The sequence below is a fragment of the Ruegeria sp. CF1 genome, from assembly GCF_056537445.1.
Map to the genome: position 1 here is coordinate 1 of NZ_JBQFRN010000009.1, position 20,569 is coordinate 20,569.

The window sequence follows — 20,569 nt, forward strand, 5'->3', positions numbered from 1 at the left end:
CCCAATCAAAAACCTCAGATGCCCCCAGTCTCTCCCGAGCGTCTCCGCAGCTTCCACCGCGTCCCAGCACCTCAGCAGCGCCGGTGAAGGGGTATTTACGGATTAGGTCTGGGACCTGCAACCCCCAATTTGAAAAAACTTCACATTTCCGACCACCTTCCTCTTCACCTTAATAAAAACAACAGGTTAGCTTAACAAATCCTCCCGAAAACTCACAAAAAAGAGGTTTATAGAAAGAGAAAGAACAGTCTCTCGGCGGAATCGTACCCAATGCTTGGTACGCGCCCTGAGTCAGGCGCATGAAAACGCCGCCCGACTCTCCTCGGGCGGCGCAATTTACTGCGATGGTTATAGGGTTACTTCAGATCAAAACGATCCGCGTTCATCAACTTGTTCCAGGCCGAGACGAAATCGCAGACAAATTTGCCGCCTGCGTCGTCCTGACCATAGACCTCGGCCAGTGCCCGCAGCTGCGAGTTCGACCCAAAGATCAAATCCACGCGGGTACCTGTCCACTTCACGTCACCACTAGCGCGGTCGCGGCCTTCATAGACGCCGTCACCGGATGGTTTCCATTCGGTGCCCATATCCAGCAGGTTCACGAAGAAATCGGTGCTGAGCGTGCCGACCCGTTCGGTCAGCACACCATGAGAAGTTCCGTCAAAGTTTGTGCCCAGCACACGCATCCCACCTACAAGCGCAGTCATCTCCGGTGCCGACAGCGTCAGCAGTTGCGCTTTGTCCACCAGCAGGGCCTCGGCCGGAACCGAGTATTCCTTGTGCAGGTAGTTGCGGAAACCGTCCGCCATCGGCTCCATCACCGCGAAAGACTCGACATCCGTCTGCTCTTGCGAAGCATCGGTGCGGCCGGGGCTAAAGGGAACATCAACGTCATGACCTGCGGCCTTGGCTGCCTTTTCGATGGCAGCACCACCACCCAAGACAATGAGATCGGCCAATGAGACCTTCTTGCCACCAGACTGTGCGTCATTGAACGCTTTCTGAACGCCTTCCAGCGCATCCAGCGCCTTGGACAGTTTCAACGGTTCGTTGACCTCCCAATCCTTCTGCGGGGCCAGACGAACGCGCGCACCGTTGGCACCGCCACGCATATCCGATCCCCTGAAGGTCGAGGCCGAAGCCCAAGCGGTCGACACCAGATCTGAGACAGACAATCCCGTCGCGAGTATCTTGGCTTTCAGATCGGCTACATCAGCGTCGTCAATAAGCGCGTGATCGACGGCCGGGACGTTGTCTTGCCAAATAAGCTCTTCGCTGGGTGCCTCGGCTCCCAGATAACGCGCACGCGGACCCATGTCGCGGTGGGTCAGTTTGAACCACGCGCGGGCAAAGGCATCGGCAAATTCGTCCGGGTTTTCGTGGAAGCGCTTCGAGATCGGGCCATAGATCGGGTCCATGCGCATCGCCATGTCGGCGGTGGTCATCATAGTCTTGACCTTTTTCGATGGATCACCCGCTGCCGGGGCCATGTCCTCTTCCTTGACCCCAACAGGTTCCCAGATCCATGCGCCCGCTGGGCTCTTGGTCAGGTTCCAGTCGTAGCCAAACAGCAGGTCGAAGTAACCGTTGTCCCACTTGGTCGGGTTTGCGGTCCAGGCACCCTCGATGCCGCTGGTGGTGGTATCATCACCCTTGCCGCTGCCAAAGTCGTTGATCCAGCCAAAGCCCATCGCCTCCATCGGGGCGGCCTCGGGTTCGGGACCGACAAGACCGGGATCACCGGCGCCGTGGGCCTTACCAAAGGTGTGACCACCCGCAACCAAAGCAACGGTTTCTTCGTCATTCATCGCCATTCGGCCAAAGGTGTCGCGAATATCGCGACCTGAAGCCAAGGCATCTGGCTGACCATCTGGACCTTCGGGATTCACATAGATCAGACCCATTTGCACAGCGGCCAACGGGTTTTCCAGATCACGTTCGCCCGAATAGCGGCTGTGCGGGTTCTCGGTTGGGGCCAGCCACTCGGTCTCGGCACCCCAATAAATGTCTTCTTCGGGTGCCCAGATGTCTTCACGACCACCGGAGAATCCAAATGTTGTACCGCCCATGGATTCGATCGCGCAGTTGCCCGCCAATATGTAAAGGTCAGCCCACGAGATCTGGTTGCCGTACTTCTGCTTGATCGGCCAAAGCAGACGGCGCGCCTTGTCCAGGTTGCCATTGTCCGGCCAGCTGTTCAGCGGAGCGAACCGCTGATTGCCGGTCGATGCGCCACCGCGGCCATCTGCCGTGCGGTAGGTGCCCGCTGCGTGCCAGGCCATACGAATGAACAAACCGCCATAGTGCCCATAATCTGCGGGCCACCAATCTTGCGAATCCGTCATCAGCGCATAGAGGTCTTCCTTCAGTGCCTTCAGGTCGAGCTTCTTGAACTCTTCGGCATAGTCGAATGTCTCGCCCATCGGGTTCGATGCAGGGCTATGCTGATGCAGAATCGACAGGTTCAGTTGGTTCGGCCACCAATCCCGGTTGGACCGGGCCTCGGCGCCATGCATTACCGGGCATTTGCCCATGTTGGGGGTATCACTTCCGTCCATATCGATCTCCAGTCCTGGCTAGATGTGTGCGTCGCGCGGTTAACTTTGAAACGAGAAACAGGGGTCTTGAGTGTTTTTGCGCTCGTCCTTGGCAAGGGCGTTACGCGGGATCGCGCAGATCGGCCCTGCCTTCATTGTAGGAAATAGCATTAACGACTCGTTCTTTCTGTTTGGGTGTAGATTTAGCAAATCCAAGTCATTCATATAAGTTTTGTTTTTTGATGATATTGATAATCCAGAGCTATCACTTGAACATCTGCGCGCAGCCTGGCCCTGAAGCGCGTGATTGCGATTGCACCACCAAGCTTCACCGTGCCTCGCAAGTCGGGCACGAGAGAGAGTGGACGCAAATAAGCTTACGATGATGGCCGCGCATGAAACGACTGAACTGAGTTAGCGCAAAACGGATTGACCGGCCCAGATTCAGTGGCCACTGACCTTCTTATAAAGGGCCGATTTATAGCCGAAGGGAATTCCCAATACCCCGACAAGCCACCCAACCGTTCGGGCGATCTGGATCAATCGCCGATCTGGTTGGAACGGAAACAGAAGGATTGCCCCTAACAGCGCCAACAAGCGAAAGGGGGTGCTCAAAAACCCCAAGATCGCCTTTGTTGGCTTCTGATCAAGCTTACGGCGCATATGGGTGTTGGACTGGTCCCTTCCCCGGGCGGTCTGATACCAGAATGACAACCTTTCGGGAGGAATGGTCTCGTACACAAAAGCGTCGGGCACCCAGCCGACCGGTAAGCCTGCAGCAACGGTCTCGGCATAAAACTTTGCATCCGTCCCGCCGGTCATCCGCATGGTTTCATCGAACCAAAGGCCGGTTTCGCTGAACAGACGTGTCTCGCCCAGCCAGTTATTTGTCACGATGGTCACGCCACCGGTACCGTTCAACGTGGCTTTCTTTGCAGCCGCGTTTTCCTTGTCGAGGTAACGATTGCTGATATTGCGCAACATCAGCCGCTGAATCGCGGTCTCCTGCCCCGATGGCCCCGCCGCACGAAGCGGAGCGCCCATTAGCACGGCAGAGCTGTTGCGATATCCGGCGACCAACCGTTCAAGCCAATCGACCGCCACCACTTCGTCATCATCGACAAAACAGAGCAGATCCGAGCCATTCTCCAACGCTTCGCGTGCGGCTCGGTTGCGTCCGAACGGGATGCCGAGTTCGGTCTCAAGGACATAGTTCAGACTTGCTCCATTAGGCAGCTTCTCCCCTACTGCCTGCACGGTACCTTCGCTGAGCGCTGCGCTGTCGTTTTCCACCACCAAACATCGCACCGAGCAGTCGGGCGGCAGCTTCATCTCTCCCCAGCTTCGAATCAAAGCGGCCAGCATCTCGGGCCGCTGCCGGGTCAGGGTCGAAACGGTAATGTTCAGCGGGACAGAGCGGTCTTTCATCGAAATCCCATACAATCCGTGCCGGTTTCTTGGCAAGGCGCGGTGATCAAGTGGCATCCTTCTGATGCTGCATCAGTGCTTCCAACCCTACACGGTAGTTCGGATAGAGCAATGAGACGCCCAGTTCATCCTTGATCCGATCATTCCGAACGCGCTTGTTCTCATTATAGAAACTGCGCGCCATCGGAGTCAGATCAGCCTCATCAAACGGAACAGCAGGTGGCATCGGCAGACCTTGCAACTCGGCGGCATAACCGATCACATCCTGCGGTGGCACCGGTTCATCATCACAGACATTGTAGATCGCACCCGGATTGGGTTTGGCCATCGACGCGATCAAAACCTGTGCGATGTCGTCAACATGAATGCGCGAAAACACCTGGCCCGGCTTGATGATCCGCCGCAAACCTCCGCGTTTCAGCTTTGAAAACGGCCCGCGACCCGGCCCGTAAATCCCTGCCAGTCGGAAGATATGCAAGGGCAGGCCCGGAATGCCGCCCCATTGCTCCTCGGCACGCACGCGCCAACGGCCACGTTCAGCCGTCGGTGTGGCGGGCGTCGTCTCATCCACCCAGCCTCCCTGGTGATCCCCGTAAACGGCTGTGGTCGACAGGTAGCCGACCCATTTGAACTGTCCGATCCGCGCGGCGATCTCATCCTTCAATTCCGCCAGCACCGGATCACCATCGGCTGTGGGTGCTGTAGAGACAAGCAGATGCGTCACCCCGTCCAGATCAGGCCGATCCCCTGGCCAGACACGAGGCTCGGCACCCGAATCGCGAATTGTCTCAAGTTGTTGGGAATCACGCGTGGTTCCGATGACCCGCCATGTGGTTGGATCCAGTTGCCTCGATATCGCTCGGGCAGAATAGCCGTGGCCGAAGGAGAATAGTGTCTGTGTCATGGTCCCTTTGATGATCTGCCCGGCACGTGGATGCAAGCGCCGGATGGACGCACTTGATTCGAATCCTCTGATGCGCATTCATTGAGAAATGACCAAAAAGACACCTGACTTGCACGCAGCCTACTCCCTGAAATCGCCCGAGGAGAACAAGCGCCTTTATGCGGAATGGGCAGGGGAATATGACGACAGTTTCGCAGCGCTTGAGGATTATCAACTCCACATCCACACGGCGCGCGCTTTTGTGGGTGCAGGCGGACAAGGCCCGGTATTGGATGTAGGCGCAGGCACTGGGTTATGCGGAGCTATTCTGGCCGGGTTAGGCGTGGGTCCGATCGACGCCACCGATATCAGCGCCGAAATGCTGGACGAGGCGATGCGCAAGGATATCTATCGCGACGCGATCGAAGCCGATCTCAATCAGGGCCTGCCGGTTCCGCGCGGCAGCTATGCCGGTGTCGTCTCGTCCGGAACGTTCACCCATGGCCATCTTGGGCCAGAAGTTTTGCCAGCGCTCTTGCGTGTCGCACGCCACGGTGCGCAGTTCGCCCTGTCGATCAACGCAAAACACTTTGAGGCGCTCGGGTTCGCCGATACCTTCCGCCGCCTCGAGGCGGATCAGATCAGAGACTTATCTTTAACGCAGGTCCGGATTTATGGCGATCTTGCTGCCGGCCCCAACAAAGATGACGTCGCTTTGATCGCATTGTTTGAGAAAACCTGACCAAAGCTCTGCGTAGGTCATATACGGACCTATGCAGAACTCGGCGGGGCAGAACGCCTTCGTGTTTAAGTATACATCTGCTTCTTGAAAGCCCGTGTCCGCGTTGTCGCCTCGGCTGAACCATCGTGATAAGTGCCGAACCACTTGTCGAACGGAATCTCGGATGTGCCGTAGTTACACTCGAAATACCGGTGATGAAGCTGGTGGAAGAAGTCCCCTGCCCGCGCGGCATCCGTTTCACCAGCCTTCAGCTTTTCGAAACCCGAGTGAGACAGTACAGGGCTGATCTGCTGGAAGTAGGCGTGAAACAGCAGATGCAGCGGATGCGATGGTACAATCAGATGGATGAAGTAGGTGGTGAAATAGAGAAGGTTTTCATACCAATGGTTCGATATTCCTGACCATGGTCCGATATTGACGTTGCGATGGTGCACAGCATGAACGTGCTTGTAGAGTTTCGGGTGATGTTCCAATCGGTGCACCCAGTAGAAATGAAGCCCTGACCACATCGGGATGAAAAGCATCCAGATCACGAACCAAACGGGGGCCGTGGCCCAGGTTATCACTGGCGCATAGCCATTCGCCATCGCCCAGTAGATCAGCCACTGATAGACCGTCGCCACAGTCATCGCACTTCCCAGCGTCCACCAGATGTTATCCAAAACCTGATTTCGAAAGGTAAACGACCCATTGTCACGTGTCAGATCACGCCGGTCGAATTTCTTGTACATGCCCTGCCCTTTGCGCATGTAAAGCCACCAATGCAGACCTCCTGCTATCATGATCTGAGGCACCATGTTCAGCAGCCAGATACGGAACATCCAGCCGGGCGCGAAACTCTGCATGGTCTCTAATGGAGGTAAAAACACGAAATAGGCGGCAAAAGCCATCACCATGCAAAGCGTCAGCGACGTAAGGGGAAGCCAAGCCCCTTTGTACCAGTTCAGGATAGCCGCAGGACGCGGCGGCCAGTTGAACAAAGGGTTCAAACCGACGGGCCCTTCGGGGCGGTAATTCCATCGGGCGGCTTCTGCATCATGCATATCGGTCATGGCTGAAACTCCTAACAGTGCGCTTCAGGTTGCGTAATCCGAGCCTTCGGCATCCAGAACAGATTTGATTTCGCGTAGATGTGCTTCGGCCTGACCGGGATATTCATCAAGCTCTTGCGCGGTTTTCTCAGCAATCTCATCGGACAGAACGCGCAAAGGTTGCCTGGTTTGAAGAGCACGAATGTACGTTTCCGCGGCGCGTTCAAAATAATAGAGTCTGTTAAAGGCATCTGCCGGACTGTCGCCGATCACCAAAACCCCGTGGTTGCCCATGATCATGACTTTCTTTTTCGGGTCCGACAGCATCGCGGCACAGCGCTCACCTTCGTTTTCAAAAGCCAGACCTCCGAATTCTTCATCGATTACGTAGCGATTGAAGAAAGTTGCGGTGTTCTGATCGATCGGCGGCAAGCTGCTGTCTGCCAGCGAGGCAAGAACCGTCGCAAAAATCGAATGCACGTGCATCACGCAGCGCGCATGCGGGCAATGGCGGTGGATCGATCCGTGGAGCCCCCAAGCCGTCGGATCCGGTGCGCCGGGCTGGTCCATGACATCTTTGTCATTGGCATCAAGCAGCAGCAGATTTGACGCCTTGATACGCGCGAAATGCATCTGATTGGCATTCATCAGGAACTGCGTGCCGTCTTCGTTCACCGCAAGGCTGAAATGGTTCGCCACCCCTTCATGCATGTTCAACCGTTCGGTCCAGCGGAATGCGGCGGCCATGTCCACGCGTTCGGACCAATGATCGATGTTGGGACGCAGGTTTGTAACGCTCATGCCGGGCTCCTTCGCTGGTCAATTGACTTCTGGGAAATCGTGCCTTCACCGCAAACGTTTGACCAACGAAAAAAACATGCCTAGTTCATTAGTAAAACTACTGGCAGAGTTATGAGCATGCAGAAATCACTTCCACCGCTCGGCTGGCTACGCACATTTGAAGCGGCGGCCCGTCATTTGTCATTCACGGGGGCGGCGCGGGATTTGAACATGACGCAAAGCGCAGTCAGCCAGCAAATCAAATCACTAGAGGGCTATTTGGGTCAGCCCTTATTCCTTCGTCGTCCGCGTGCATTGGAGCTGACCGAAGCTGGTATCACCTATCTGCCGGTCGTGCGTGAAGCCTTTCGAACTCTGGTAAGGGGGACACAAGCCGTCACGGGCGCACAACAAAACGCGGTTCAGGTCCAGAGCAACATCACATTTGCCGTCAACTGGCTGGCTCCGCGCCTACCCCGGTTTCGGGAACTGCATCCGGATGTACATCTGAATATCTTCACTGAGCTCTGGGAGCCGCGTGAAATGGCCGAAGGCGCGGCGGTGGAAATCCGCTATTCGCTGCGCCCAGCCGATACGGTGCGAACGGAATTGCTGCGAACAGATCACTACTATCCTGTCTGTGCCCCCGACTTCCCGGTGACGCTGGAAACTCTGCAGGAACAGCCCCTATTCGACTGTTCAAATTTGTTGTCGAATTGGGAGAGTTGGATCACAGATCAGAGTCTAACTTGGCAAAAACCCAAGGTAACCTATTCGACGACCTATCTGGTCAGCCTGTCGGTTGCGATGGCCGGAGGAGGCTTGTGTTTAGCCCACGACATGATCGCAAAACGGTTGATTGAAGAAGGCCGCCTGATCGCGCCGTTCAACCATCGCGCTGCTATGCCCGAGGCCTATTATCTATTGCTATCGCCCCAAGCCGAGGAAACGCCGGGCGCGTTGGCGTTTGTCGACTGGCTGCGCGCGGAGATTGAAGCCGATCGCCACAACTAATCGCGGGTCGCTCCCACCCATCGTCAATGCCCTTCGGGCCTCTCCTCTGGTTGGGCGTGGCAGCGCTGGCGCGCTGCGGATGGCAGGTTTTGTGATGATTCCATGATACCTTAATAGTGGGGGTTGCACCTTGCGCCGCATTCGGGAAAGTTGGGCCATGGAATACACTCCCTTCCCAAGTTGGCCCGATACCGCCCCTCGTCTCATCGCTGTTGCTGCTGGCCGCGAGGCTGCCGATTTGGTGATCCGTGGCGGCGTCTGGATCAATGTGCATAGCCGCGAAACCCTGCCTGACCATGACGTGGCGATCGCTGCGGGGCGCGTCGCTTTTGTGGGGCCGGACGCCGCGCATTGTATCGGTCCTGAGACTCAGATCATCGAGGCGCACGGTCGCTATTTGGTGCCGGGGTTATGCGATGCGCATATGCATATCGAATCGGGCATGTTGACCCCGGCAGAATTTGCCCGCGCAGTCATTCCGCATGGCACAACTTCGATGTTCACCGACCCGCATGAGATCGCAAACGTGATGGGGTTGGAAGGCGTGCGTCTGATGCATGACGAAGCGCTGATGCAGCCGGTGAACATCTTCACCCAGATGCCGTCTTGCGCGCCATCAGCTCCCGGGTTGGAGACGACCGGGTACGAAATCACTGCTGAGGATGTGGCCGAGGCGATGTCGTGGCCCGGTATCATCGGACTGGGCGAGATGATGAACTTTCCCGGTGTCATTCATGGCGATCCGAAAATGTTGGCAGAGATCGCAGCCACACAGCGCGCCGGGAAAATTGTTGGCGGGCACTATGCTTCGCCTGATTTAGGGTTTGATTTCGCGGCATATGTCGCCGGCGGCCCTGCTGATGACCATGAGGGCACCTGCGAGGCAGACGCCATCGCACGTGTCCGTCAGGGAATGCGGTCAATGATGCGGTTGGGGTCGGCTTGGTATGATGTCGAAAGCCAGATTACTGCGGTGACTGAAAAAGGGCTGGACCCGCGCAACTTCATCTTGTGCACCGACGACTGCCATTCGGGAACGCTGGTAAATGACGGACACATGAACCGCGTAGTGCGACATGCGATTGCCTGTGGTTGCGATCCTCTGGTTGCGCTGCAAATGGCGACGATCAACACGGCGACCCATTTTGGGTTGGAACGCGAGATCGGCTCGATCACACCCGGGCGGCGCGCTGACATTATCGTGAGTTCTGATCTGGTAGAGCTTCCGATCGAAACCGTGGTTGCGCGCGGTCAGATTGTGGCTGAAAACGGGACGGTAACGGTCGAATGCCCGCATCTGAACTGGCCCGCTAAGGCGCGAAATACCGTACACCTAGGGCATGCGTTGACCTCGACAGACTTTGAAATCGCAGCCCCTGCCGGAGCGAACCGTGTCACGGCCAACGTGATCGGGGTGGTTGAAAATCAGGCCCCAACGCAAGCGTTGAAATCCGAGCTGCCGATTATCGAAGGGCTTGTTGAAGGCGAAGGCGACGTGTGCCAGATCGCATTGGTCGAGCGGCATCGCGCCACGGGGGGTGTGACTAACGCCTTTGTCTCGGGCTTTGGGTATCAAGGCAAAATGGCCATGGCCTCGACCGTTGCGCATGACAGCCACCATATGATTGTTGTCGGTACCGACCGTGAACAGATGGCGCTGGCCGCGAACAGGCTGGCCGAAGTGGGCGGAGGCATCACAATCTTTCGCGATGGCGAGGAACTGGCCTTGGTGGAACTGCCGATCGCAGGCCTGATGTCCGACAACCCAGCGACTGAGGTTGCCGCCAAAGCAGAACAAATGGTCGAGGCGATGAAGACCTGCGGCTGTCAGCTTAACAACGCATATATGCAGCATTCTCTGCTGGCCCTGGTTGTGATCCCAGAACTGCGGATCTCGGACCTTGGGCTGGTGGACGTACGTACATTCGAAAAGATCGACCTTCTGGAACCCCTTGCATGACTACTATCCGAACACCTGACGTTCCCAACCCCGAGAAATTTAGCGATCCGCTTGCAGCTGTCGCACGTTTAGAAGAGCTCTATGAACAGGCGACAAAATTCCTGTGCGATAGGTTTGCAAATGCACTTAAGAACGGCGCTCCTACCGAGAGGTTTCGGGCGTTCTACCCCGAAATCCGGATCAGGACCTCGTCTTACGCGCAGGTCGACAGCCGGCTGAGCTTCGGTCACGTGTCCGAGCCGGGCACGCACGCCACGACAGTGACGCGCCCCGATCTGTTCCGGTCCTACCTTACCCAGCAAATCGCGCTATTGATCAAGAACCACGATCAGCCGGTCACAATCGGAGCTTCGGAAACGCCGATCCCGGTCCATTTCGCTGTCGCCAATAACCCGGATCTGGTTGTCCCGCATCAGGGTGCAGCTGGGTTCACTCTGCGCGATGCGTTCGATGTACCGGACCTGAATACAACAAACGACGATATCGTGAATGGCGTGCACGAGCTGGAAAACGAAGCGGAACCCCTTGCGCTCTTCACAGCCCAGCGGGTGGACTATTCGCTTGCACGACTGTCGCATTATACGGCGACTGACCCCGGCCATTTCCAAAACCATGTGCTGTTCACCAACTATCAGTTCTATGTCTCGGAATTTGAGAGCTACGCACGGGCTCAACTGGCCGATCCCGACAGCGGCTATACCAGCTTTGTCTCGACCGGGAATGTTGAGATCACGGACGCCGAAGCCGTACTGGAACAGCCCCTTAAACTGCCGCAAATGCCAACCTACCACCTGAAACGCGCGGATGGGTCTGGGATCACGCTGGTCAATATCGGCGTCGGGCCATCGAATGCCAAAACGGCCACCGACCACATTGCGGTTCTGCGCCCGCACGCCTGGTTGATGGTCGGCCACTGCGCCGGTCTGCGCAACACGCAGGCGCTTGGGGATTTCGTACTGGCACATGCCTACCTGCGCGAGGACAAAGTGCTGGACGACGACCTGCCCGTCTGGGTGCCGATCCCACCGCTGGCCGAGGTTCAGGTCGCGCTGGAACAGGCTGTGGCCGAGGTAACCGAGTTGGAAGGCTACGAGCTGAAACGTATCATGCGAACAGGTACTGTCGCCTCGGTCGATAACCGCAATTGGGAGCTTCGCGATCAGTCCGGCCCGGTGCAACGGCTCAGCCAGTCCCGTGCGATTGCGCTGGATATGGAAAGTGCAACAATCGCAGCCAACGGTTATCGGTTTCGGGTTCCTTATGGCACGTTGCTGTGCGTCTCGGATAAGCCCTTGCATGGTGAATTAAAACTTCCCGGCATGGCTTCGGCGTTCTATACCACTCAGGTCAGTCGTCATTTGGCGATCGGAATCCGGGCGATGGAACACTTGCGCTGCATGCCGCTGGAACGATTACACAGCCGGAAATTGCGTTCGTTCGACGAAACGGCCTTTCTCTGAAGCAAAAAAGCAACGAATTTCCCCTATTTTTGGGGTTTTTAGTGCTACTATTCGTTGTGTTCAGCCACAATATCCCGTTACAGTTACGCGGTGAGGCCCTATAGATCGGGCACGTTAAGGAGACCAAGAAATGGCAAAGCCTATGACAAAGACTCAGCTGGTGGCTGCTCTCGCTGAGGAAATGGGAACTGACAAGAAATCCGCAAACGCTGCGCTGGAGGCCATGACAGGCCTGATCACCCGCGAAGTTTCGGCCGGTGGTGCCGTCACCCTGCCCGGCGTTGGCAAAATCTACTGCCGCGAGCGCCCCGAGCGCATGGTGCGCAACCCCGCCACCGGCGAGCAGTTCAAGAAAGAAGCCGACAAAGTGGTCAAAATGACCATCGCGAAAGCTCTGAAAGACAGCGTCAACGGCTAATTCGCCGAAGACAGATAGCAAGATCGAAGGGGTCGCCACCGGGCGGCCCTTTTTTTGCCTGAATAAGCTATGTAAACATCTGATTAATATCGAGTTTTTGCAACTATCGCCATAGTTGTGTCATATTCCTCATCCACTCGCTTAATGGGAAGTATTATTGAGGAATCTCGATTTTTGGCACGATATCAAACCACTGAATTCGATACAGAAAATCAATTCGACTGGGCAAGCATCCAATACACGATTGAAGACGATGCTGTCGTTGCAACGCGGACGACTTTTGATGCCGGATACGAGGTCTTCGGGACTTACGAAGACGGCGTTTTGCGTCAGGAATTTTATGTCGAAACAGAAGAGGCATTGGGCTTTGATAATCGGTTCATTGACTATGACGCCAATGGCATAATGACCGAACGCGGAACGGTTTATCCAGACAGTATCCGCGTGACCGAGACCTTTCAAAATGGAGTTCCGAATGAGATTCTCATCCAAGATGGGTTTTTCGGAGACGGTGCAAAACCCTGGGACCAGATCGTTCTACGCTATGATGCGTCGGGCAATATCATAGGCCGCACGATAACAAACGATAATGGTGCCCGGACGGTTGAAGCCTTCGCGCCCGGTCATTTCAGTACTGTTCAGGACTTTCTACAAACCAAATCCTGGGATCGGATCGACACGTTCTTCGATGTCAACGGAGAAACAACCGGACGGACGACCACCTATGACAATGGAATTGTCAAACAGGAAACGTGGACAGACGGACAGCGTAGCAACGTAACGCAGACAGACGGAAGCGACATAAAGTCGTGGGAAACCATCAGCACCTCATTTGATGGCAGTGGAAAGAAATCTGAAAAGACAAAGACATATGACAACGGCGTCGTGAAGCACGAGGTCTGGTCAGATAGCCAGCGCGTCAGCATCAGCCAGACTGATGAGCTGGATGCGAAATCCTGGGATTCGATCACGACCACCTATCAGGACGGACAAATCTCAGAACGTCGGCTGGAGAAAGATAACGGGGACGTAACCGTTACACTTTATGCGGATGGAAACCGTTCTGACGTGCTGCAACTGGACGGGGACGACAGTGCTTCTTGGGCATTGAAGGTCACCAGCTATCCAGACGCAGGCGGGAAAGAGATTTCTTTGTATGAAAAGGTCGAGGACATCCCTGAATCCTTGTTCCAATACTTCCCGGAACTGACCGCGCCTGACCCGCTTGAAGAGTTCGTGCTGGATTTCAATGACGGAACCCGCATCAATGACAGTGATCAGGTGCTGAATGGTGCATTTATTGCAAGTGTTAGCAAAGGGCAGAGCAACACTGATGGTATTCTAACCCCATACGAATACGGTGGCTCAAACCCCGACCCCGACCTGGAGGCGTTCAATTCCTGGGGGGCAACTGTCGGCTTCTCGAAAAGCGATGGCGAAGAATTCAACTTCAACAGCGTTTCCTTGGCCAATGCTTCCAGATCGGACACCACGTATATTCCTGAATCGAACTGGGCAAACCAAGTCACTATCAATGCCTATAATGGCGATGAGCTGGTGCACTCCGCAGAGGTCGATCTGACATTCGATCACGTCACACACGAGTTTGACTGGCGCGATATTGATCACGTCGAGTTCGTCGCATCGGGAGGTGAAATCATCAACGAGCACGTTGAGAACGCGGGTTGGTTCTCGATGGACGATCTTAGCTTTTTCGCCTGAATCAAGCGACAAGCTGAATCATAATGATGAGCAGTGCTTTTCTACAAAAGCTCTGCTCATTCTCATTGCGCGCAAGCTCATTGATGCCAACTATCGGGCGACCCCGCTATTCGACGCAATGGGTCCTTGCAGCTCATGTTAAAATCAGGAACAGTCGCCCGAATTTCATCAGGAGGCCGTAATGGACCTGCGCGCCATCGCCATGGGGCTTGTTTTCGCCCTCATCTGGTCTTCGGCCTTCAGCTCGGCGCGGATCATCGTTGCCGATGCCTCGCCTCTGTTCTCGTTGGCGCTGCGATTTCTGATTTCGGGACTACTGGGCGTGGCGATCGCACGCGCCATGGGGCAAAGCTGGCGCCTGACTCGCAACCAATGGCGCGCCACTATTCTGTTCGGAATCTGCCAAAATGCCCTTTATTTGGGTCTAAACTTCTATGCGATGCAGACAGTCGAGGCTTCGGTCGCGGCGATCATCGCCTCGACTATGCCCCTGCTGGTAGCCCTAGCCGGCTGGCTGCTATTGGGTGAGCGGATACGCCCGCTGGGCATCGTCGGCTTGCTGGCAGGTTTTGTCGGTGTCGCGCTGATCATGGGTAGCCGGATTAACGCTGGTGTCGATCTGTTCGGGGTTCTGCTCTGCGGAATCGGGGCGCTGGCGCTGACCTTTGCCACCTTGGCTGTTCGGGGGGCGACTTCGGGCGGTAACTTCATGATGGTGGTTGGGCTGCAGATGCTTATCGGATCGGCGGTGCTGTTTCTCGCCGCCCCGGTGTTCGAGTCTATTCATATCCACGCCACACTGCCTTTTATGCTGGCTTTTACCTACACCACGCTATTCCCGGGCCTTCTGGCAACTTTCATCTGGTTCCTGCTACTGGATCGCATCGGCCCGATCCGTGCGGCAACATTCCATTTCCTCAACCCGGTATTCGGCGTGACCATCGCAGCCATTTTACTGGGTGAGAAGCTTGGCCCATTGGATGCGGTGGGGGTTCTGATCACAACGCTGGGAATTCTTGCCGTACAGCTGTCGCGCGAACCCGGTCAGCGCAGCAACGCCTCGACCTGATCTATCAACTTAGGCGCATTTGGCTTGGTGCTTGACCCATAGGTGGCAACGACCTCACCCTCGGGGCCAATAAGCACTTTGTTAAAGTTCCATTTCGGGACAAAGCCAGTCTGCGCAGCAACAGCTTGGTAAAACGGATGGGCATCCGAACCTTTCACTGGAGTGATATCCGTCATCGGAAGCGTAAGGTCATAATTTAGTTCGCAAAAATTCTTGACCTCTTTCGACGACGCCAGCTCTTGTTTGAACGAATTCGACGGGACCGCCAGTACTACCAGCCCGCGTTCTTCATATGTTTCGTGCAGCTCCTGCAACGCTGCGTATTGTCCGGTAAAGCCGCAAAGCGACGCCGTGTTGACCACAAGCACGGGCTGTCCGCGCCAGTCTTCCAGTGATATTGTCCCACCATCGATTGATGAAAATTCGCCCGTCAGTGGTGCCGCCTGAAGGGCTTTGCCCAACAAGATCAGAGCAGTCAACAGAGCCATACGGAACATCACTTCACCTCCTGTTATAAATCATACGCGCCGTGCATTCGTTTGGATCAACTGCACAGACCCGCGAGCGCGCTGTAATATGGTTTTGATTCCTGCGCATCTATGCCCAAATAGGACATCATCATTCAAACACCGGAGGATCCATGTCCCGTTATACCAAAGACCCCGAGGTCATTGCGGCCCTCTCACCTGAAGAATTTCACGTCACCCAGCGCAGCGGCACCGAACGCCCGGGCACTGGCAAGCTGTTGAACAACAAGGAACCGGGCATCTACGTGGATATCGTCTCGGGCGAGCCGTTGTTCGCCTCGACCCACAAATACGAATCCGGCTGCGGCTGGCCCAGTTTCACCAAGCCAATCATACATGAACATGTCGAAGAGTTTCGCGACACCACTCATGGCATGATCCGGACCGAGGTCCGCTCGAAACACGGCGACAGCCACCTGGGCCATGTGTTTCCCGATGGCCCCCGCGAACATGGCGGGCTACGCTATTGCATCAATTCCGCCTCGCTGCGGTTCATTCATCGCGACGAGATGGAGGCCGAAGGGTATGGCGAATTTCTGATCCATGTGGAGGATATCTGATGACCGATGAACGCGCCGTTCTGGCCGGAGGCTGCTTTTGGGGCATGCAGGACCTGATCCGCAAATTGCCCGGCGTCTCGCGCACCCGCGTCGGGTACACCGGTGGCGATGTGCCAAACGCAACTTATCGCAACCACGGCACCCATGCTGAAGGGATCGAAATCTGGTTCGACCCGACCCAGATCACCTATCGCGATCTGCTAGAGTTCTTTTTCCAGATCCACGACCCGACCACCCTGAATCGTCAGGGCAATGACCGCGGAATGAGTTATCGCTCGGCGATCTACTATGTGGACGATGCCCAGAAACAGGTGGCCGAAGATACAATTGCCGATGTCAACACCAGCGGCATTTGGCCCGGCAATGTGGTGACCGAAGTCGAACCCGTCGGCGATTTCTGGGAAGCCGAGCCCGAGCATCAAGATTACCTAGAGCGCATCCCCAACGGATACACCTGCCATTTCCCGCGCCCGGACTGGGTGCTGCCAAAACGCTCCAGTGCGGCAGAATGACTTGCGCGGTATAGCCCCTTGCGGGGCTATCCGACCGCCACACGAGGTCGTCCACTGGCCTCGACCGTGATCAACGCTTCGACGAATACCTCTTGCGCTTCAATCTTGGCGGTGCGGATATCGCGGTCGACTGTCACGCGTATATCCTCGGCACCTGCTTGGCGCACCGCGCCCTCAGCCTCGTTGCGCAGCACATCTTCAAGCAACTGTAGAGCGGAATTCGAGTCCGAGAAATCCTGCGGCCCCTCTTCCAGATGTACCCGATAGCGGCCTTCGGCCGGGGACGTAACTGAACCGGCCCGCCGAAGGGTCAGCCGCCCGACAACCGCACCGATGGCATTTGCAACACCGGCATGCTCTGGCAGGACCATCTTGCAATGCAACCGCTCTCCGACTGCCGGGTAATAGCTGGGGGCCGAAGCCCCAAGGCCCACGACATCCACATTCAGCGCGGCATCCAATGCCAACAACCCACGGTGTTTCGCCAGCCCGCGCTGCGTCAGAACATGCCGGGCCAGATCTCTTGCAGGCTGGTCAAACCCATGGCTTTCCTCGGCAAAAGCAGTCTCTAATAAGGTCAATGAGGTTTGTTCCGTCAACTGATCGACAATGAGCTGAGCCAGCGCTTCAGGCGATGCTGCCAGCCTGTCCCCTGATCCAACCCGCTTACGCGCCATCAGTTCCAGCGCCTTAAGCGCTGCCGAGCAGTCCCAATCCGCAAGCCGCCCCAGAGCATGGCTGGCATCCGAAGGGGTGACACCCGAGACCTGTACGATCCCGCGATCCACCAAACGGCCCAGTGCCCCATGCTCCATCCGGGTTTGCAACAGACTGCTGAGCGGCACAACACGATCCTCCAACCGGTCCAGTAATACTGTTTCACGCGGCCCGACCCCATCGGCGGGGATACCCGACACACGACGGGCAAACCTCGTGTCACGTTCACCTACGGTCGTCGCCCGCAATTGCTCATCCAATGCCGCATGTACCACATCCGGGGCCTCAGCTGCGATCAGCGACACCGGCAGCACCCGACGCGGCCCAAGGAAGACACCACCGCCTAGGCCTTCGGTCACCACATGCACCTGACTGTCACCGCCCAAACCATGAGTCCGCATCGCAACCGCTTCCACCATGGTCCGGAACCCCCCAACCTGCGCGCCTGCGGGGTCGATGGCAGGTTTGCCATCTCTGATCAGCGCGACGTCGGTCGTAGTCCCGCCGATATCGGACACCAGCGCGTTCTCAACATCGGTCAGCCAGCGCGCGCCAACGATAGAGGCCGCAGGGCCACTTAGGATCGTTTCAATCGGACGCTCCCGCGCCTGCTCGGCGCTCATCAAAGCGCCATCCCCGCGCACAACCATCATTGGGGCGGTGATGCCCTGCGCGCGCAACTGATCCTGCGCGCGCCCGATCAAGCGGTCGATCATCCCGATCAATCGTGCATTCAGCACGGCGGTCACTGCACGCTTTGGCCCATTCAGCTTGGCCGACAGATGATGAGAGCACGTGACCGGCACTCCCGTACGCTCGGAAATCACGCGCGCCACTTCCAGTTCATGTGCCGGATTTCTGGTCGCGAACTGTGCTGCAACCGCATAGCCGGAAATGCCTGAATGTGAGTCTAAAAAGGCCTCAAGCCCTGCAACATCCAATTCGGCGACCTGACCCCCGGCATGGTTGTGCCCCCCGGCCAGAACCAAAGCCGGATCGCCCTTCAATGCCTCTCTTAGACCGTGTTTCTCAAGGTCGCTTTCCCGAAACCCGACATAGATCAACGCCACGCGCCCGCCCTGGCCTTCGACCAACGCATTGGTGGCCAGCGTTGTCGACAACGATGCCATCCCAATCTGATCCGGAGACACATCAGCCGTCTCCAGCACGGCAGAAACCGCGCGGCCCACACCAATCGCCAGATCCGCTCGTGTGGTCAGCGATTTGGCCGACGCGATCACCTCGCGCTCATCCCGGATCAGCACCGCATCCGTATAGGTTCCGCCCGTATCCACCCCCAAAGCCAACGCCATCGGGTCCTCCATCTGTTCGCCAGAACCGGGTGTAGCGTTTTCCTGCGGCGCGTCCAGCCTGTTTACGACAACCGGGATGCCGCCCAGCGCGCTGCATCAGCCACGGTCGGATCCGGATCATCGGTCAGCGCCTGTGCAACCGGCAGTAACGCCGGCACCGCTGAGTTCCCAATCGCATAAAGCACGTTCCGCACGAACCGATTCCGGCCGATCCGCTTTATCGGCGAGCCCGAGAACATCGCGCGGAATGCTGTATCATCCAGCTGCGCCAGTTCCGCCAACGGAGGCGCCTTTAGCTCCTCCCGCGCCGCATAGCGAAGGTCACTGGCCGCGACCGCAAACTTGTTCCACGGGCAGGCCGCGAGACAATCATCGCAGCCATAGATTCGGTTGCCCAACAGCGCGCGCAACTCTTCCTCCACCGGCCCCTTATGCTCGATGGTCAGATACGAAATACAGCGCCGCGCATCCAACTGATACGGTGCCGGAAACGCGTCGGTCGGACAGGCCGTCAAACACGCGCGGCATGAGCCACAATGGTCGACCTCAGCGCCATCCACAGGCAAATCCAAAGTTGTGAAAACAGACCCTAAAAAGGCCCAATTTCCCCAATCCTGACTGACAAGATTGGTATGCTTGCCCTGCCACCCCAGCCCAGCGGCCTGCCCCAGCGCCTTCTCTGGCACCGGAGCAGTATCGACAAACACCTTCACTTCACCCCCACCCTCGGCAATCAGCCAGCGCGCCAATCGTTTGAGGCGCTTCTTAACCAGATCGTGATAATCCTTGTTCTGCGCATAAACCGAAATGGCGCCCAAGTTGGAATGCGCCAGCACCGCAGTCGGGTCATGCTCGGGCGTATAGCTCTCCGCAAGCATGATCACCGACCGCGCGTCAGGCCACAGCACAGACGGATCACCGCGCCAATGAGCCCGCTCAGCCATCCAGCCCATCTGGCCATGATATCCGGCTTGTAGAAAGGCATCCAACCGTTCGGGAACAAGGGGCACATCCCAAGGACGACAAACCCGACAGGCGACAAACCCCTCAGACAAGGCTTGCTCCACCAACCGCTGTTTCAACTCCGATCCGCTCTTCATCTGGCCAAAAATACCTTCGGGGGTGAATTGGCCCAATGGCCAAGAGGGGGCGGACAGCCCCCTACCCCTCAATCTATCAGAAATCCAGATCCGCGTAATGTGGCGGTGGCCGGAATCCCGGAACCTGATCCGCCAGAATCGAGCGGAACGCCGGGCGGGATTTGATCTTGGCGTACCAGTCCTTCACCGCAGAGCTTCGGTTCCAATCTACGTCCGAAATGTAATCCAGCGCCGACAGATGCGCCGCCGCGGCGAAATCGGCCAATGTCATCTGATCTCCGGCCAGCCAGCGACGGTGATCCAGCAACCAGGCCATATAATCCAGATGATACTTGATCGCGCGCGCGCCCTCCTTGACGTTCTTGCTGTCCGGATAGCCTTGCCCCGTTACTTTCTTGTTCACCCGCTCATACAGTAGCTTTGAGGTCACCTCGTGGTGAAACTTGTCATCAAACCAGCCTACCAAACGCCGCACCTCATAACGTGCTTCGGCTTTTTTAGGCATCAAGGGTGGCTCGGGTCGGGTCTCTTCGATATATTCGCAGATCGCGGCGCTCTCGGCCATGATCTGACCATCCAGTCGCAGCACAGGAACCTTACCCGCCGGGTTGCGGCGCAAAAAATCCGGGTCCTGTTCCCAGTATCGTTCTTCGACCAGCTCAACCTCGATCTTCTTTTCGGCCAGAGACAGGCGAACCTTGCGGCAATAGGGCGAGAGGGGAACGTGAAACAGACGCGCCATGAACTTCCATTCGAACCAGTAGAGTACCCTTCAAGCTTTAGCCGCTGAGGGGTC

Annotated in this window: 18 protein-coding genes; 9 read left to right on the forward strand and 9 right to left on the reverse strand. The window is 56.8% G+C overall.

The window, feature by feature from the left end; genetic code table 11:
• Positions 1–356: 356 nt before the first annotated feature.
• The 3 genes from katG to ACRZ96_RS15285 form a co-directional block, all read right to left on the reverse strand.
• A complete protein-coding gene (katG, locus tag ACRZ96_RS15275; RefSeq protein ID WP_480707537.1) occupies positions 357–2,558 on the reverse strand; it encodes a catalase/peroxidase HPI in 2,202 nt (733 codons plus the stop codon).
• A 423-nt stretch (positions 2,559–2,981) separates the two neighbouring features.
• Positions 2,982–3,965, reverse strand: coding sequence for a glycosyltransferase (locus tag ACRZ96_RS15280; RefSeq protein WP_170567193.1), 984 nt, complete (start codon positions 3,963–3,965; stop codon positions 2,982–2,984).
• 46 nt (positions 3,966–4,011) lie between these two features.
• Positions 4,012–4,869: an SDR family oxidoreductase gene (locus ACRZ96_RS15285; protein ID WP_170515316.1), complete on the reverse strand. Its 858-nt coding sequence runs from the start codon at positions 4,867–4,869 to the stop codon at positions 4,012–4,014.
• Positions 4,870–4,957: 88 nt separating this feature from the next.
• On the opposite strand from ACRZ96_RS15285, the gene ACRZ96_RS15290 reads away from it, so the two are divergent.
• The gene (locus tag ACRZ96_RS15290; protein WP_170408735.1) at positions 4,958–5,590 is read left to right on the forward strand and encodes a class I SAM-dependent DNA methyltransferase; all 633 of its coding nucleotides are present in this window, start codon (positions 4,958–4,960) and stop codon (positions 5,588–5,590) included.
• Positions 5,591–5,655: 65 nt separating this feature from the next.
• On the opposite strand, the gene ACRZ96_RS15295 is transcribed toward ACRZ96_RS15290, so the two are convergent.
• Together ACRZ96_RS15295 and ACRZ96_RS15300 are read right to left on the reverse strand one after the other, a co-directional pair.
• The gene (locus ACRZ96_RS15295; RefSeq protein ID WP_170613458.1) at positions 5,656–6,642 is read right to left on the reverse strand and encodes a sterol desaturase family protein; all 987 of its coding nucleotides are present in this window, start codon (positions 6,640–6,642) and stop codon (positions 5,656–5,658) included.
• 24 nt (positions 6,643–6,666) lie between these two features.
• Positions 6,667–7,422, reverse strand: coding sequence for a class II aldolase and adducin N-terminal domain-containing protein (locus tag ACRZ96_RS15300; protein WP_170515321.1), 756 nt, complete (start codon positions 7,420–7,422; stop codon positions 6,667–6,669).
• A 117-nt stretch (positions 7,423–7,539) separates the two neighbouring features.
• On the opposite strand from ACRZ96_RS15300, the gene ACRZ96_RS15305 reads away from it, so the two are divergent.
• From ACRZ96_RS15305 to ACRZ96_RS15330, 6 genes are all read left to right on the forward strand, one after another.
• Positions 7,540–8,415: a LysR family transcriptional regulator gene (locus ACRZ96_RS15305; protein WP_170399135.1), complete on the forward strand. Its 876-nt coding sequence runs from the start codon at positions 7,540–7,542 to the stop codon at positions 8,413–8,415.
• 157 nt (positions 8,416–8,572) lie between these two features.
• On the forward strand, positions 8,573–10,375 hold the full coding sequence (ade, locus tag ACRZ96_RS15310; protein WP_480772212.1) for an adenine deaminase: 1,803 nt from the start codon (positions 8,573–8,575) through the stop codon (positions 10,373–10,375).
• Positions 10,372–11,835 carry an AMP nucleosidase gene (locus tag ACRZ96_RS15315; protein ID WP_480707535.1) on the forward strand — a complete coding sequence of 488 codons (1,464 nt, stop codon included), beginning with the start codon at positions 10,372–10,374 and terminating at the stop codon, positions 11,833–11,835. The genes ade and ACRZ96_RS15315 overlap by 4 nt, the downstream gene beginning before the upstream one ends.
• Positions 11,836–11,965: 130 nt before the next feature.
• Positions 11,966–12,253 carry an HU family DNA-binding protein gene (locus tag ACRZ96_RS15320; protein ID WP_010442901.1) on the forward strand — a complete coding sequence of 96 codons (288 nt, stop codon included), beginning with the start codon at positions 11,966–11,968 and terminating at the stop codon, positions 12,251–12,253.
• 174 nt (positions 12,254–12,427) lie between these two features.
• Positions 12,428–13,975, forward strand: coding sequence for a hypothetical protein (locus ACRZ96_RS15325; protein WP_480814798.1), 1,548 nt, complete (start codon positions 12,428–12,430; stop codon positions 13,973–13,975).
• Between the two features lie 181 nt (positions 13,976–14,156).
• Positions 14,157–15,044, forward strand: a complete 888-nt coding sequence (locus ACRZ96_RS15330; protein WP_480707533.1) for a DMT family transporter — start codon at positions 14,157–14,159, stop codon at positions 15,042–15,044.
• On the opposite strand, the gene ACRZ96_RS15335 is transcribed toward ACRZ96_RS15330, so the two are convergent.
• Positions 15,020–15,541, reverse strand: coding sequence for a glutathione peroxidase (locus ACRZ96_RS15335; protein WP_170613470.1), 522 nt, complete (start codon positions 15,539–15,541; stop codon positions 15,020–15,022). The genes ACRZ96_RS15330 and ACRZ96_RS15335 overlap by 25 nt on opposite strands.
• A 143-nt stretch (positions 15,542–15,684) precedes the next feature.
• Here ACRZ96_RS15335 and msrB point away from each other — a divergent pair, with 143 nt between their 5' ends.
• Together msrB and msrA are read left to right on the forward strand one after the other, a co-directional pair.
• Positions 15,685–16,131 carry a peptide-methionine (R)-S-oxide reductase MsrB gene (gene msrB, locus ACRZ96_RS15340; RefSeq protein ID WP_170399151.1) on the forward strand — a complete coding sequence of 149 codons (447 nt, stop codon included), beginning with the start codon at positions 15,685–15,687 and terminating at the stop codon, positions 16,129–16,131.
• On the forward strand, positions 16,131–16,643 hold the full coding sequence (gene msrA, locus ACRZ96_RS15345) for a peptide-methionine (S)-S-oxide reductase MsrA (protein ID WP_480616042.1): 513 nt from the start codon (positions 16,131–16,133) through the stop codon (positions 16,641–16,643). Before msrB ends, msrA begins: the two co-directional genes overlap by 1 nt.
• A gap of 26 nt (positions 16,644–16,669) precedes the next feature.
• Here msrA and ACRZ96_RS15350 read toward each other — a convergent pair whose 3' ends face one another.
• The 3 genes from ACRZ96_RS15350 to fzlA form a co-directional block, all read right to left on the reverse strand.
• Complete coding sequence (locus tag ACRZ96_RS15350; RefSeq protein ID WP_480814799.1) at positions 16,670–18,673, reverse strand: hydantoinase/oxoprolinase family protein; 2,004 nt, start codon at positions 18,671–18,673, stop codon at positions 16,670–16,672.
• 62 nt (positions 18,674–18,735) lie between these two features.
• A complete protein-coding gene (queG, locus tag ACRZ96_RS15355; RefSeq protein ID WP_170515246.1) occupies positions 18,736–19,773 on the reverse strand; it encodes a tRNA epoxyqueuosine(34) reductase QueG in 1,038 nt (345 codons plus the stop codon).
• Between the two features lie 76 nt (positions 19,774–19,849).
• Positions 19,850–20,515, reverse strand: a complete 666-nt coding sequence (gene fzlA / locus ACRZ96_RS15360; RefSeq protein WP_170399162.1) for an FtsZ-binding protein FzlA — start codon at positions 20,513–20,515, stop codon at positions 19,850–19,852.
• Positions 20,516–20,569: the final 54 nt, after the last annotated feature.